11 protein-coding genes and 1 tRNA gene are annotated in these 13,540 nt (G+C 68.7%); 5 read left to right on the top strand and 7 right to left on the bottom strand.

Annotation, left to right across the window (positions count from 1 at the left end; translation table 11 throughout):
- Position 1 precedes the first annotated feature (1 nt).
- Together MAY35_RS16500 and MAY35_RS16495 are read left to right on the top strand one after the other, a co-directional pair.
- The gene (locus tag MAY35_RS16500; protein WP_238422386.1) at positions 2 to 334 is read left to right on the top strand and encodes a DUF5703 family protein; all 333 of its coding nucleotides are present in this window, start codon (positions 2 to 4) and stop codon (positions 332 to 334) included.
- Complete coding sequence (locus MAY35_RS16495) at positions 328 to 1,455, top strand: quinone-dependent dihydroorotate dehydrogenase (protein ID WP_238422385.1); 1,128 nt, start codon at positions 328 to 330, stop codon at positions 1,453 to 1,455. Before MAY35_RS16500 ends, MAY35_RS16495 begins: the two co-directional genes overlap by 7 nt.
- Positions 1,456 to 1,473: 18 nt before the next feature.
- On the opposite strand, the gene MAY35_RS16490 is transcribed toward MAY35_RS16495, so the two are convergent.
- Together MAY35_RS16490 and MAY35_RS16485 are read right to left on the bottom strand one after the other, a co-directional pair.
- Entirely contained in the window at positions 1,474 to 2,034 is a 561-nt protein-coding gene (locus MAY35_RS16490) for a YbhB/YbcL family Raf kinase inhibitor-like protein (RefSeq protein WP_238422384.1), read from the bottom strand.
- Between the two features lie 103 nt (positions 2,035 to 2,137).
- Positions 2,138 to 3,472, bottom strand: a complete 1,335-nt coding sequence (locus MAY35_RS16485; protein WP_238422383.1) for a M20/M25/M40 family metallo-hydrolase — start codon at positions 3,470 to 3,472, stop codon at positions 2,138 to 2,140.
- A gap of 121 nt (positions 3,473 to 3,593) precedes the next feature.
- On the opposite strand from MAY35_RS16485, the gene MAY35_RS16480 reads away from it, so the two are divergent.
- Positions 3,594 to 3,682: transfer RNA gene (locus MAY35_RS16480), tRNA-Leu, on the top strand.
- A 71-nt stretch (positions 3,683 to 3,753) separates the two neighbouring features.
- On the opposite strand, the gene MAY35_RS16475 is transcribed toward MAY35_RS16480, so the two are convergent.
- Both MAY35_RS16475 and MAY35_RS16470 read right to left on the bottom strand, forming a co-directional pair.
- Positions 3,754 to 4,683: a mechanosensitive ion channel family protein gene (locus tag MAY35_RS16475; RefSeq protein WP_238422382.1), complete on the bottom strand. Its 930-nt coding sequence runs from the start codon at positions 4,681 to 4,683 to the stop codon at positions 3,754 to 3,756.
- A 93-nt stretch (positions 4,684 to 4,776) separates the two neighbouring features.
- Positions 4,777 to 6,039, bottom strand: a complete 1,263-nt coding sequence (locus tag MAY35_RS16470; RefSeq protein ID WP_238422381.1) for a M23 family metallopeptidase — start codon at positions 6,037 to 6,039, stop codon at positions 4,777 to 4,779.
- 112 nt (positions 6,040 to 6,151) lie between these two features.
- Here MAY35_RS16470 and MAY35_RS16465 point away from each other — a divergent pair, with 112 nt between their 5' ends.
- Positions 6,152 to 7,222 (top strand): nucleoside hydrolase, encoded by a 1,071-nt coding sequence (locus MAY35_RS16465; RefSeq protein WP_238422380.1) that lies wholly within the window; start codon positions 6,152 to 6,154, stop codon positions 7,220 to 7,222.
- A gap of 4 nt (positions 7,223 to 7,226) precedes the next feature.
- Positions 7,227 to 8,177, top strand: coding sequence for an LLM class F420-dependent oxidoreductase (locus MAY35_RS16460; protein WP_238422379.1), 951 nt, complete (start codon positions 7,227 to 7,229; stop codon positions 8,175 to 8,177).
- An 8-nt stretch (positions 8,178 to 8,185) separates the two neighbouring features.
- Here MAY35_RS16460 and meaB read toward each other — a convergent pair whose 3' ends face one another.
- The 3 genes from meaB to MAY35_RS16445 are packed head-to-tail and all read right to left on the bottom strand — an operon-like array spanning position 8,186 to position 13,415.
- The gene (gene meaB / locus MAY35_RS16455) at positions 8,186 to 9,184 is read right to left on the bottom strand and encodes a methylmalonyl Co-A mutase-associated GTPase MeaB (protein ID WP_238422378.1); all 999 of its coding nucleotides are present in this window, start codon (positions 9,182 to 9,184) and stop codon (positions 8,186 to 8,188) included.
- Complete coding sequence (gene scpA, locus MAY35_RS16450) at positions 9,184 to 11,484, bottom strand: methylmalonyl-CoA mutase (protein ID WP_238422377.1); 2,301 nt, start codon at positions 11,482 to 11,484, stop codon at positions 9,184 to 9,186. The genes meaB and scpA overlap by 1 nt, the downstream gene beginning before the upstream one ends.
- Positions 11,481 to 13,415 (bottom strand): methylmalonyl-CoA mutase family protein, encoded by a 1,935-nt coding sequence (locus MAY35_RS16445; protein WP_238422376.1) that lies wholly within the window; start codon positions 13,413 to 13,415, stop codon positions 11,481 to 11,483. The genes scpA and MAY35_RS16445 overlap by 4 nt, the downstream gene beginning before the upstream one ends.
- Positions 13,416 to 13,540: the final 125 nt, after the last annotated feature.

Raw genomic sequence — 13,540 nt, 5'->3', positions numbered from 1 at the left:
GATGAGCACTGATCGACGACTCCAAGCCCATCGCGCGCGCACCGCGGCGCGCCTCGGTTCGCGGTATCCCACCGGGTGGGAGGTGACCTCCGAGGATGTCGAATGCATTCTGCTGCGTCTGCCCCCGGAAGTGACCCGGGTGACCGCCTCGATGCGGCTGGCACTCGAAGCCGAGTTCGGCGGATGGGAGCTGTCCCGGGTGCGCCTCTATTCCGACGGGACCCGCAAGGTACTGCTCAAGCGTCGCCGCCCGCCGCGGGGCAGCCGCGGACCCGAGGATCACGAGTCCACCGATCCGACCGGACACGACCCCCGGAGCGCCCGCGCATGTTGACCGCTCGACGCTCCACCGCCGTGCTCGTCGCACTCAACCGGTGGTTGTACCCCCTGCTGCTCACCGTCATGTTCCGGGTGCCGCCGGAACGCATCCATCACATCGTCTTCACGGGCCTGCGCGCGATCGGACGGTTCGCACCGCTATCCTTCGTGTCGGCACGACTTCTCGCACAGCATGATCCGGTGTTGCGCTCCCAGGTGTTCGGCGTCGACTTCCCCGCCCCCATCGGGCTCGCCGCGGGCTTCGACAAGACGGCGGGTGCGGTCGACACGTGGGGGCAGATCGGATTCGGGTTCGCCGAGGTCGGCACGATCACCGGAGAGGGACAACCCGGTAACCCGCAACCACGGTTGTTCCGGCTGCCCGCCGACCGCGCGCTCATCAACCGCATGGGATTCAACAACCCCGGTGCACAGGTGGCCGCTCGGCATCTGTCGGCGCTGCGCCGCGGCTCGGTTCGGGTGCCGATCGGCGCCAACATCGGTAAGACGAAGGTCGTGCCGGTCGACGCGGCCGTGGGCGATTACACGCGATCGGCCCGCCTGCTGGGCCCGCTGTCGGACTTCGTCGTCGTCAACGTGAGTTCGCCGAACACCCCGGGGCTGCGGGATCTGCAGGCCGTCGACTCGCTCCGGCCGATCCTCTCCGCGGTACTCGCGGAGGTGGAGGTGCCGGTGCTGGTCAAGATCGCACCAGACCTCGTCGACGACGACATCGATGCCGTCGCCGATCTCGCCGTGGAACTCGGTCTGGCCGGCATCGTGGCCACCAACACGACGATCGGCCGGGAAGGTCTGCGGACCCCGCAGGACCGCGTCCGCGAGATCGGCGCGGGCGGGTTGTCCGGACCGCCCGTGGCCGATCGCTCGTTGACCGTCCTGCGTCGGCTCTACGGCCGCGTGGGTGGGCGGATCGCGCTGGTCAGCGTCGGCGGGATCGAGAGCGCCGACCAGGCCTGGGAACGCATCTGCGCCGGGGCGGATCTGCTGCAGGTGTACACGGGCTTCATCTACGGCGGGCCGGTGTGGCTGCACGAACTCCATGCCGGGCTGGCCCAGCGGGTGCGCGAGGGCGGATTCGCCTCGATCACCGACGCGGTCGGCTGCGCGGCCCGCTGAGCCCGGGCCCGGCGGGACTCAGACGTTCTCGGCGGCCTGCTCGTAGGTGCCGACCAGGGTCGCCCGCGCGATCGCGTGCGAGAAGAGGTTGAAGCCCAGGTAGGCCGGCGTCGCGTTCTCGGGGAGACCGAGTGACTCGGTGTCCACGGCGTGCACGACGACGTAGTAACGGTGCGGGCCGTGTCCGGGCGGCGGCGCGGCCCCGATGTAGCGGCGCAGGGATGCGTCGTTGGTGAGGGTGACCGCACCGTCGGGCAGGCCGGAACCGTCCTCGTCGCCCGCCCCTTCGGACAGACTCGTGACCGACGCGGGGATGTCGGCGACCGCCCAGTGCCAGAATCCCGATGCCGTCGGTGCATCCGGGTCGTAGACGGTGACGGCGAAACTCTTGGTCTCGGCGGGGAATCCGGACCAACTCAACTGCGGGGAGAGGTCCGCGCCACCCGCGCCCATGATCCCGCTGACCTGGCCGTCGGCGAGTCCGGCGCCGTCGGTGAGGCTTTCCGAGGTCAGGGTGAAGCCGGGCAGGCTCGGAAGCGCCGCGTACGGATCGGGAGTTCGGGCTCCTGGGGACGACATGTGGTCACCTTTCTCACGTTTCGCGCATCAGATCGGTCGGAGAACACGGCGACGGGTGCGGTTTTCATCCGCCTCGACGCCTGCCGCCACTCTATGTGAGTGGTCAGCAATGCCGCAGAAAGTGCTCGAAGACCTTGGTACCGAACAGAACCGACTCGACGGGCACACGCTCGTCCACGCCGTGGAACAGCGCGGCGAAGTCGAGCTCGGGAGGGAGTTGGAGCGGCGCGAAGCCGAAGCAGCGGATGCCGAGCTTGGCGAAGGCCTTCGCGTCGGTGCCACCGGACAGCATGTACGGCACCGTCTTTCCCTGCGGATCGTGTTCGAGGATGGCGGCGTTCATCGCCTCGACGAGGTCACCGTCGAACGTGGTCTCGTACGAATCGAGATGGGTGATCCACTCGCGCCGCACGTTGGGCCCGATGAGTTCGTCGATCTCCTTCTCGAAGGCGGCCTGGCGCCCGGGGAGCACGCGGCAGTCGATGACCGCCTCGGCCTTCTGCGGGATCACGTTGGCCTTGTAACCCGCCTTGAGCATCGTGGGATTCGCGGTGTCGCGCAGCGTCGCGCCGATGATCCGTGCCAGATTGCCCAGTTTGAACAACGACGTCTCGAGGTCGGGCGCGTCGGGACTCAGGTCCAGGCCGGTCTCCGCGCTGACCTCGGCAAGGAACTGGCTGACCGATTCGGTCATCACGAGCGGGAAGGTGTGGCGACCGATACGTGCCACCGCGTCGGCGACCTCGGTGACGGCGTTCTCGTCGTGCAGGAACGATCCGTGTCCGGCGCGCGCCTCGGCGGTCAGGCGCATCCAGGCCAGACCCTTCTCCGCGGTCTCCACGAGGTAGAGGCGCTTCTGTGTCCCGTCCGGCCGGTCGACGGTGAGCGAGAAGCCCCCGACCTCCCCGACCGCCTCGGTGATGCCCTCGAACAGGTCCGGCCGGTTCTCGACCAGCCAGTGCGATCCCCAGGCGCCACCGGCCTCCTCGTCGGCGAGGAACGCGAAGACGATCTCCCGGGGCGGCACCGTGCCGTCGCGCTTGAACTGCCGGGCGAGCGCGAGGGCCATCCCGGCCATGTCTTTCATGTCGACGGCGCCGCGACCCCAGATGTAGCCGTCCTTGATCGCGCCGGAGAACGGATGCACGCTCCAGTCGGCCGGCTCGGCCGGGACGACGTCGAGGTGGGCGTGCACGAGCAGGGCGCCTCGATCGGAGTCCGGCGGTCCGGCCAGCCGCGCGAAGACGTTCCCGCGGCCGGGGCGCCCCGACTCGACGTACTGGGTGGTGTACCCCACCTCCTCGAGCTGTTGGGCCACCCACTTGGCGCAATCCTCTTCGCCTCTGGTGGTCTCGGGTTCACCCGTGTTGGAGGTGTCGAACCGGATCAGCTGGCTGACCAGATCGACGACTTCGTCGGTCGCAGACTGTGAAGACACCCCTCACTCCTACGGGATTTGGGATACGCGGGCAACCTCGGTTAGGGTTATCCCGCTGCAGCGAGACGGGGTCGAGAGACCATCGGCGGGAGACCGGCGGAGAAGCGCGAGCGGCGAGCAGGTCCGAGTGGCGGAATGGCAGACGCGCTAGCTTGAGGTGCTAGTGTCCTATTAACGGACGTGGGGGTTCAAGTCCCCCCTCGGACACCACGATCAACGTAGAAGACCCCGGCTACGGCCGGGGTCTTCTGCATTGTGCGGCAGGCGCTTTCGTCGCCTGCTCAGTTCGCTATCGCGTCGGCGAGGGATCCCCATGCCCGCGAGTACGGCAGGTCGATCGAGTTCTCGACGAAGGCCCGCAGGATCGCGCGGCGCAGGCGCCGCTGCACCGCCCACTGACCGTTCGGCTTGGTTTTCACCGTCAGGCGCAGGACGACCTGGTCCGAGGAGACCTCCTGGACACCGAGCATCTCGATCGGACCCAGGATGTCGGTGGCGTCCTCGGCGACGGCCGCGCGTGCGGCCTCGTCGGCCACCCGCTGCGCCTTGTCGATGTCGGCACCCGGCGCGACCGGGACGTCGACCCGCGCGACAGCGAACTCCTGACTCATGTTGCCCACGCGGGCGATCTCGCCGTTGCGGACGTACCAGAGGGTGCCGTCGATGTCACGAAGGGTGGTGACCCGCAGTCCCACCGACTCGACCTCGCCCACGGCTTCCCCGAGGTCGACGATGTCGCCCACCCCGTACTGGTCCTCGAGCAGCATGAACACACCGGTCACGAAGTCGCGCACCAGGTTCTGCGCGCCGAAACCGACCGCGAGACCCACGATGCCCGCCGAGGCGATGAACGGCGCGATGTTGACGCCGAGGACGCTCAACACCGAGAGCACGACCCACACCAGCAGCACGATCGAGACGGTCGACTTCAGGACCGACCCGATCGTCGCGGCGCGCTGGGCACGCCGAGCCGCGATCGTCGCCGTCCGTTCGGCGGATGCGGACTTGGCGCGAAGGCCGCGCATCAGAGCCGACCCGCGACCGTCGCCCCCGTCACGGGTCCGTGGCCGGGTGGCGCGGTCGATGGCACGGTGGATCACGAAACGGACGATCAACGCGACGACCACATAGGCCACGATTCGAACGGGATTCTCGATCAGCCATTCGCGGTTCGTTTCCGTCCATTCAAAGGCAGAGTCCTGAATCGACATGGGTCCGACCGTACGGACGATGGCATCGTTGTCCAGTCGGGACGCACCCCGTGTCGGTCTCCGAGTCGCGTGTGACGGGGTCGAAAACCGTTGTCAGCCTGCGGGGAACGTGACGATGTTCTGATCGAGGATCATCTGGTCCTCATGTGTGCTCTGGGTCACGCCGGGAGTGAGACGCAGCGGTACCCCCGTCCCCTCCGAGGCGTCGAACGCCGCGGTGTCGGCCACCTGCCCGGTGATCGTGAAAGCCTCGGTCACACTGGGCACACCTTGCGAACCGAGGAACTCCGGCCCGTTCATGACGTGTACGTGCAGGTGCGGTGCCACCGAGTTCCCTGTGTTGCCGACTTTGCCGATGACCTCACCGCGACGCACCCGGTCGCCCGCCGCGAAGCGGACCGAACCCGGTTGCATGTGCGCATAGTTCACGTAGAAGCCGTCGCCGATGTCGAGAACGAGGTTGTTGCCGTCGGCATCGTCGATCGGCAGGCCCGCCGGATACGTCCCGGGCGTCTGTTCGGGCAGATCGTTGCGACTCGCGGCCACGGTCCCGTCGGCGACGGCGAGCACGTCGTCGCCGAAGATCCGGTAGTTCGCGGGGTCCTTCGCCTCACCGACGAAGATCCGTCCGTCGGCGTCGGCCTGCTCCCAGTCCACCGCGTAGCGCTGCGCGAGGACCGGTGACCCGTTCAACGGAAGGATCGCCCGGGTGTGCCGGACCGCGTCGCAGCAGGCGTCGGCGGCGATGTAGCGCTCGCCGGCGAGCGGCGGTCCGAGGACCGGGACGACCGCATCGGAGACGGTGACGGGCGCGATGCGTTCGTCGACGTCGCGCATGGCGGGAGGTGCCCCGTCGGCGCGTACCGAGACCTTGTGGACCAGGTGCCGAGGAGCATCACCCGACAGGATCACGTGGAGGAACAGGACGCCGTTCTGTCCCGACGCCAACACCTCCGAGAACCCCTCCGGTGCGGCGGGAGCCGGCGGCACCGACGGGGTGCCGGTCGGCTTGAGCCGGTTGCGGACCCCGTTCCCGTCGAGTGCGAGAAGCGGCGGGTCGTCGGTGTCGGCATCGAGCACCTCCACGCCGGCGATCGCGACGGGTGTGCGCATGTAGTTGGTCAGCGAGATCTCGTAGACGAGGTGGGTCTTGCCGTCGGAACCGTCGAACGGCGTCGGGGCGAACATCACCGATCCGACCACCGGTGTGACAACGGGCTCCGCGGGCGCACCGCCGGCGACGGCCGTGCCACTCGTCGAGGAGGTGTCCGATGGCGAGGAGCTCCCGCCGCACGCGCCGACCAGCAGAACCGCCGCGGCTCCGAGAGCGACCAGCGCGAGTCGTGTCGAGGCCATCGGTTCCTCCGGGGACTCGTCGGGGCGACGACGTTCGTCCCCGGTTGCTGCGAGCGTAGAGGCCGGTCGGGGTGGTGATGTGCGGTTCGGGCCGGACCGGCACAATTGTGGGGTGACCCAGCGCTTGTTCTTCGACTGCGACACCGGCATCGACGACTCACTCGCGCTGATCTATCTGCTCGCGCGCGCCGACGTCGATCTCGTCGGCATCGCATCGACGGCCGGCAACGTGCCCGTCGACGTGGTCACCGCCAACAACCTCGCCTGGCTCGAACTGTGTGGACGGCCCGAGGTCCCCGTCCACACAGGATCGGCCACTCCCCTGGTCGCCGACCTGATGACGACCGAGGACACGCACGGACCGCTCGGCGTGGGATACGCCGAGCTGCCCACCCCCACCATCGCCGCGAGCCCTGTCGATGCCGCCGACGCGTGGATCGAGGCAGCGCGCGCACACGACGGCGAGCTGGTGGGCCTCGTGACCGGCCCGCTCACCTCGCTGGCCACGGCGATCCGCCGCGACGCGACCCTGCCCGCACGCCTGCGACGGCTCGTGATCATGGGTGGCGCATTCCATACCCACGGCAACACGACGCCCACCTCCGAATGGAACGTCGCCGTCGACCCGGAGGCCGCCGCAGAGGTGTTCACCGCCTTCGGCACCGGCGGTGCTCCCGGACCCATCGTGTGCGCACTCGACCTCACCGAATCGGTCGTCCTGACACCCGACCACGTCGTACGACTCGCCGCGGCCGCCGGGAGCACGCCGGTCGAGTGCCCGGATCCGGCCGACGAACGGGGACTCCGGTCCGCCACCGGCAACGAGATCATCCGGCACCTGGTCGATGCACTGCGCTTCTATTTCGAGTTCCACGACGATCACGACGAGGGGTACATCGCCCACCTCCACGATCCGTTCGCCACGCTCGTCGCGCTCGCGCCGGACACGGTGATGACCCGCCCCGCCCGTGTGGCCGTCGAACTCACCGGCACGCTGACACGCGGGATGACGGTTGCCGACGAACGTTGGATGTCCCCGTCGGGTCCGAACGCGCGCATCGCGACGTCGACCGACATCGAGGCGGTCTTCGACGAGCTCATCGAGACGATCGGTACGTTCGCCCGCGGCCGCGCACTCGACATCGTCGGCACCGCGCCGGGAGAGTCTGCGGGACTAGTCTGAACAGGTGACTCGACTCGGTTACCAGATCCCGAACTTCACCTACCCCGGCGTCGCCGCCGACCGGTTGTTCCCCACGGTGGTCGCGCAGGCGCAAGAAGCCGAGAACTCCGGCTTCGACACCGTCTTCGTGATGGACCACTTCTATCAGCTGCCGATGCTCGGCGAGCCCGGCGATCCGATGATCGAGTGCTACACCCTGCTCGCGGCACTCGCCCAGCACACCTCGACCGTGCGCCTGTCGTCTCTGGTCACCGGCAACACCTATCGCAACCCGACCCTGCTCGCCAAGACGGTCACGGCACTCGACGTCGTCTCCGGCGGTCGGGCCCAACTCGGCATCGGCGCGGGATGGTATGAGCTGGAACATGATTCCCTCGGATACGAGTTCGGGACCTTCACCGACCGGTTCGAGCGTCTCGAGGAGGCGTTGCAGATCATCCTCGGCATGCTCGCCGGGGAGGCACCGAGCCTCGACGGCAAGCGCTACCGGGTAGCCGACGCCCTCAATGTGCCGGCGCCGCTGTCGAAGATCCCGGTGATGATCGGTGGCGGCGGCGAACGCAAGACCTTGCGGATGGTCGCGCAATACGCCGACGAATCGAACCTGCTGTGCGCACCCGCCGACATCCCCCGCAAACTCGACGCCCTCGCCGAACACTGCGAACGGCTCGGCCGGGACCGTTCGGAGATCACCGTGACCGTGCAGACGTCGGCGTGCGTGGCTCCCACCGCCGACGAGGCCGCGGCCGAGCTGGAGGCCTACCTGCAGCGCACACCGGCAGCCGAGGTGCGCCGCGGGTCAACGATCGTCGGCGACCCCGACGAGGTCGCCGCCCGCTATGCCGACATCCTCGCGACCGGGGTCGACGGCGTCACGGTGAACGCACCGGCCAACGGCCATGTGGCGGGACGTGTCTCGCTGCTCGGCGAGACGCTGGCACCGCTGCTGGCCTGAACGTCAGCTCAGCGCTCGTCGAACGCGTCCACGATGCGCTGGGCCGCGAGCGCCGGCGTCAGCGACCCGTCACGCAGCTGCTCCTCGACCTCGCCGCGGATGCCGCGCACGGCGGGCGAATCACCGAGTCGGGACAGCACGATGTCGTTGACCATCGCCCAGGTCCAGTCGATCTGCTGCTGGTTGCGGCGCGCGGTGAACTCCCCCGCCTCGGTGAGCGTTTCGTTGTGCCGCACGACGGTCTTCCAGAACTCGTCCACCCCGGTGTTCTCGATCGCGCTCATCGTGAGGACCGGCGGCATCCACAGCGCGTCGTGCGGATAGATCAGCTTCAGCGCGTTCTTGAGCTCGCGTGCCGCGCTCTTCGCCTCGGTGAGATGCTTGCCGTCGGCCTTGTTCACGACGACCACGTCGGCGAGCTCGAGGACGCCCTTCTTGATGCCCTGCAACGAATCTCCGGTGCGGGCGAGGGTGAGGAACGTGAACGTGTCGACCATGTTGGCGACCGTCACCTCGGACTGGCCGACGCCCACGGTCTCCACGAGCACGACGTCGAAGCCGGCCGCCTCGACGAGGACGATGCTCTCGCGGGTGGCCTTGGCCACGCCGCCGAGCGTGCCCGATGTCGGCGACGGGCGGATGTAGGCGTTCTCGGACATCGACAACCGGCCCATGCGGGTCTTGTCGCCGAGGATCGAGCCGCGGGTACGCGTCGAACTCGGATCGACGGCGAGCACCGCGACCTTGTGACCGAGCTCCAGCAGGTGCATGCCGAGTGCTTCGATCGTCGTCGACTTGCCGACGCCCGGCACACCGGTGATGCCGACCCGGAACGACTTGCCCGCGTGCGGGGTCAGCTTCAGGAGCAGTTCCTGCGCGGCCGCGCGATGGTCGGCGCGCTTGGACTCGACGAGCGTGATCGCGCGCGCCAGGTCGGCACGGCGATCCGCCAGCACGGCGTCGGCCAGCGCGTCGACGTCGATCGGACGCCGAGGTTGGACCGCCATCAGCTCGCGGTCGCCCCGGGCAGCTCCAGGCCGAGCGTGTCCGCCAGCTTGCCGATGAGTTCGACGGCCGAGTCGGCGATGACCGACCCGGGCGGGAAGATCGCGGCGGCGCCGGCCTCGTACAGCTCGGCGAAGTCACCGGGCGGGATCACACCGCCGACGACCACCATGATGTCCTCGCGGCCGACCTCTTTCAACGCCTCCCGCAGGGCGGGGACCAGCGTCAGGTGCCCGGCGGCCAGCGACGACACACCCACCACGTGCACGTCGTTGTCGGCGGCCTGGGCGGCCACCTCCTCCGGCGTGGCGAACAGCGGGCCCACGTCGACGTCGAAGCCGAGGTCGGCGAAGGCGGTCGCGATCACCTTCTGGCCGCGGTCGTGACCGTCCTGGCCCATCTTCGCGACGAGGACACGCGGCTGCCGGCCTTCGGCCTCGGCGAACTGTCGGACGGCCTCGATGGCCGCGTCGATGTTGCTCACCTCGCCCGCCTCATGTCGATACACCCCGCTGATCGTCTTGATCTCCGCCTGATGGCGACCATAGACCTTCTCGAGTGCCTCCGAGATCTCGCCGACGGTCGCCTGGTGACGCGCGGCCTCGATGGCCAGCGCCATGAGGTTGTTCTCCAGACCACCTTCGGATGACGCGGCAGCGCGGGTCAGATCGGCCAGGGCCGCATCGACTGCTGCCGAGTCACGCTCTGCGCGAAGCCGATCCAACTTCTCCAGCTGCTCGGCGCGCACCTTGGAGTTCTCGACCTTGAGGACCTCGATCTCCTCGTCGTCGGCGACCTGGTACTTGTTCACGCCGACCAGCGGCTGCTGGCCCGAGTCGATGCGCGCCTGGGTTCGTGCCGCGGCTTCCTCGATACGCAGCTTCGGCAGGCCCTCGTTGATGGCCTGCGTCATACCGCCGGCCTCTTCGACCTCGCGAATGTGCTTGCGCGCCTTCTGCGCCAGCTGATGGGTGAGCCACTCGACGTAGTTCGAACCGGCCCATGGATCGATCGGGCGCGTGGTCCCCGACTCCTGCTGCAGCAGCAGCTGCGTGTTGCGGGCGATACGCGCCGAGAAGTCGGTCGGCAGCGCGATCGCCTCGTCGAGGGCGTTGGTGTGCAGCGACTGGGTGTGCCCCTGGGTCGCGGCCATCGCCTCCACGCAGGTGCGGGCCACGTTGTTGAACACGTCCTGGGCGGTCAGCGACCATCCGGAGGTCTGCGAATGTGTGCGCAGCGACAGCGATTTCGAGTTCTTCGGCTCGAAGTCGGCGACGAGCTCACTCCACAGCAGACGCGCCGCCCGCAGCTTGGCGACCTCCATGAAGAAGTTCATGCCGATGCCCCAGAAGAACGACAGGCGCGGCGCGAACTTGTCGATGTCCAGACCCGCCTCGAGGCCCGCGCGGATGTATTCGACGCCGTCGGCGAGGGTGTAGGCCAGCTCCAGGTCGGCCGTCGCACCGGCTTCCTGGATGTGATAACCGGAGATGGAGATCGAGTTGAACTTCGGCATCTTCTGGCTGGTGTACTCGAAGATGTTCGAGATGATCCGCATCGACGGCTTCGGCGGATAGATGTAGGTGTTGCGGACCATGAACTCTTTGAGGATGTCGTTCTGGATGGTCCCGGCCAGCTTCTCCGGCGGCACACCCTGTTCCTCGGCGGCCACGACGTAGAGAGCGAGGATCGGCAGCACGGCGCCGTTCATCGTCATCGACACCGACACGCTGCCGAGGTCGATGCCGTCGAAGAGCTGACGCATGTCGAGGATCGAGTCGATGGCCACACCGGCCATGCCGACGTCGCCTGCGACGCGCGGGTGGTCCGAGTCGTACCCGCGGTGGGTCGCGAGGTCGAAGGCGACCGACAGTCCCTTCTGGCCGGCCGCGAGGTTACGGCGGTAGAAGGCGTTGGATTCGGCGGCGGTCGAGAAGCCGGCGTACTGGCGAATCGTCCACGGCTGATTGACATACATCGTCGGGTAGGGCCCGCGGATGAACGGCGCCGCGCCGGGGACCGAGTCGAGCGGGTACGGATGCTCGGCGTCGTCGAGCACGGCGTCGCGCTCGGCACGGGTGTACACCGGCGTGACGTCGATCTGCTCAGGGGTGTTCCAGGTGACCTGGTCCACCGAGTAGCCGTGCGCCGACGCGAGTTCTTCGGTGACCGTCGCGCCGGAGCCGGGCTCGGCGACCGGCGCGTCACCGGTCAGCGGGACCCCGGCGAAGTTCGGGATCGCCCGGGCGGGGTCGCCCTGGACCGATTCCGGTTGCGACAGAGTGGGTTCGGTCTGCGTCATGCCGTCGCTCCCGCCGTTGAGGTCAGCTGATCGAGGAGATCGTCCAGAGTGCTCACCGCGTCGATGCCGACTCGCAGTGATCCGTCCGGACGGTCGTCTGCGTCGGGCCATTCCTTGTCCGGCCCGGCGAGCAGGACCTTCGACAATCCCGCCGCCCGAGCGGCGGCGAGTGCCGCGGGGCCCTCCTCGGCGTAGCGCGCCTTGGTGCCGCAGAGCACCGCGATCGGGGTGCTCGCACCGGCCACCGCGTCACCGATCTTGTCGGCGGTCAGCGGTCCGGGGTTGACCACGGTGATGCCGCCGGCCCCCAGGAAGTTCGCGATGAACGTGGTGCGCCCGTTGTGCTCGGCGACGCTGCCCAACGGTATGAGCAGGACCGACGGCCGCGCGCCCTGTTCGGCGAGGACGACGTCGGAACGATCCCGCAGGGCTTCGAAGGCACGGCCGATGCGGGCCAGCCTCGGGGTGCCGGTCACGACGTCGGTGGCCGCGGAGGCGGGAGCCCCCGGCGTCTCCGAGAGCGCCCGTTCGTCGATGTTGGGGAACTCGTTGACGCCCGTCACCGAGATCCGGCGATGGGCGACCTCGGTGTCGCGGCGGGCGAGCGAGGCGTCGACCTTCTCGGCGATCCAGCCGGTGTCGAGGGCTGCGCGATACCCACCCGCAGCCTCCACCTCGGTGAACACCGTCCACGCATTGGTGGCCATCTCGTCGGTCAGCGATTCGACGAACCACGAACCACCGGCCGGATCGAGGACGCGTCCGATGTTGGACTCCTCGAGCAACAACAACTGGGTGTTGCGCGCGATGCGGCGCGAGAACGACGCACTCGAGGTGCGCTTGTCGGCCGGGATCGTCGCGTCGTAACCCAGGACGGTGAGCTGATCGGCACCGCCGACGCCTGCACCGAACGCCGCGATGGTGCTGCGCAGCATGTTCACCCACGGATCCCGCTGGGAGTACATCGACAGATCGGTGACGCCGTGCGTCAGCGCGCCGCCGGCCTCGGGTGCGCCGACCACCTCGGCGACCCGCGCCCAGATCTTGCGGAGCGCACGGAACTTCGCGATGGTGGCGAACTGGTCGTCGTCGGCCGACACACCGAAGGTGAGCTGGCCCAGGGCCGCCTCGGGCGACAAACCGGCTGCGGTGAGGTCGCGCAGATGGGTGACGGCCGCGGCGACGGTCAGCGCGAGTTCGAGTCCGTTGTCGGCGCCCGCGGTGGCGAAGTCGCTTCCGTCGACGCGGAACGTGCGCACCCCGACGGGCAGACCGGAGGCCGCGAGGGCGGTCGCCTCATCCGGATCGACGGTCGGACGGCCGGAGAACGCCGCGGTCAGCGGGGACAATCCGAAGGAGTGGACGGTGGCGGCCGTGGGTGCGGCGGCGACCGGCGCGGCCTGCGCCTTCTCCTTGAGAGCCACGAGTTCGCGCGCGGCGGCGATCCCCTCGGTGCCGGCATCGAGCGTCACCGGGACCAGATCGAGGTAGACACCGTTCAGCACGGTCGCGAGGTCGTCGATCCCGAGCCCGTCGGCGGGCCTGCTCACCGAGAGCCACAAACCGCTGGTGCCGTTGGCCATGGCCTCGAGGACGAGCTCGTTGAGGTCCGCCGGTGAGGTCGCGTCGTCGCCGAATCGTTCCGTGACACGCCACCCGGTGGTGACGTCCCGGGCGGGGTCGGCGCCGCGGACGAACGGGAACCGGCCGGGAAGGCCGGGCTCGGCGATCTCGTCGCGTCGGGTGTAGAGCGGCCGGATGGTCAGCCCGTCGGCGGTGTCGGTCGAGAGCAGCGCCTCGGGAGTATCGGGCAGCTCGTCGACGTCGACGCGTCGCGACTTCGCCAGAACGGCCGCGGCGGCCGCAGACCAGGCCTGGTAGGCATGATCGAGTTCTGACTCGGAATTGGGCTGGTCAGTTTGCTGTGGCATGTGGGGAAGCACACCTCCGTCAATGCACTGTGATGAGCGCGTACAAGACACTAGCCGATCGCTCGCTCGGCCCGGTGTCGAGGTGGGCGTGACGTGGGACACTCGCAGACCCTGACCGCCGCGGG

Origin of the sequence: Gordonia sp. 'Campus', assembly GCF_022206305.1 — a bacterium.
Classification (GTDB): Bacteria; Actinomycetota; Actinomycetes; order Mycobacteriales; family Mycobacteriaceae; genus Gordonia.
Note: the sequence above shows the minus strand (reverse complement) of the source record. Positions and strands in the feature narration are given on the sequence as shown.

What these genes read in the sequence shown, in the direction of transcription:
- MAY35_RS16500 (WP_238422386.1), top strand. Translation starts at nt 2, where the DNA reads ATGAGCACTGATCGACGACTCCAAGCCCATCGCGCGCGCACCGCGGCG.
- MAY35_RS16495 (WP_238422385.1), top strand. Translation starts at nt 328, where the DNA reads ATGTTGACCGCTCGACGCTCCACCGCCGTGCTCGTCGCACTCAACCGG.
- MAY35_RS16490 (WP_238422384.1), bottom strand. Translation starts at nt 2,034, where the DNA reads ATGTCGTCCCCAGGAGCCCGAACTCCCGATCCGTACGCGGCGCTTCCG.
- MAY35_RS16475 (WP_238422382.1), bottom strand. Translation starts at nt 4,683, where the DNA reads ATGTCGATTCAGGACTCTGCCTTTGAATGGACGGAAACGAACCGCGAA.
- MAY35_RS16470 (WP_238422381.1), bottom strand. Translation starts at nt 6,039, where the DNA reads ATGGCCTCGACACGACTCGCGCTGGTCGCTCTCGGAGCCGCGGCGGTT.
- meaB (WP_238422378.1), bottom strand. Translation starts at nt 9,184, where the DNA reads ATGGCGGTCCAACCTCGGCGTCCGATCGACGTCGACGCGCTGGCCGAC.
- scpA (WP_238422377.1), bottom strand. Translation starts at nt 11,484, where the DNA reads ATGACGCAGACCGAACCCACTCTGTCGCAACCGGAATCGGTCCAGGGC.
- MAY35_RS16445 (WP_238422376.1), bottom strand. Translation starts at nt 13,415, where the DNA reads ATGCCACAGCAAACTGACCAGCCCAATTCCGAGTCAGAACTCGATCAT.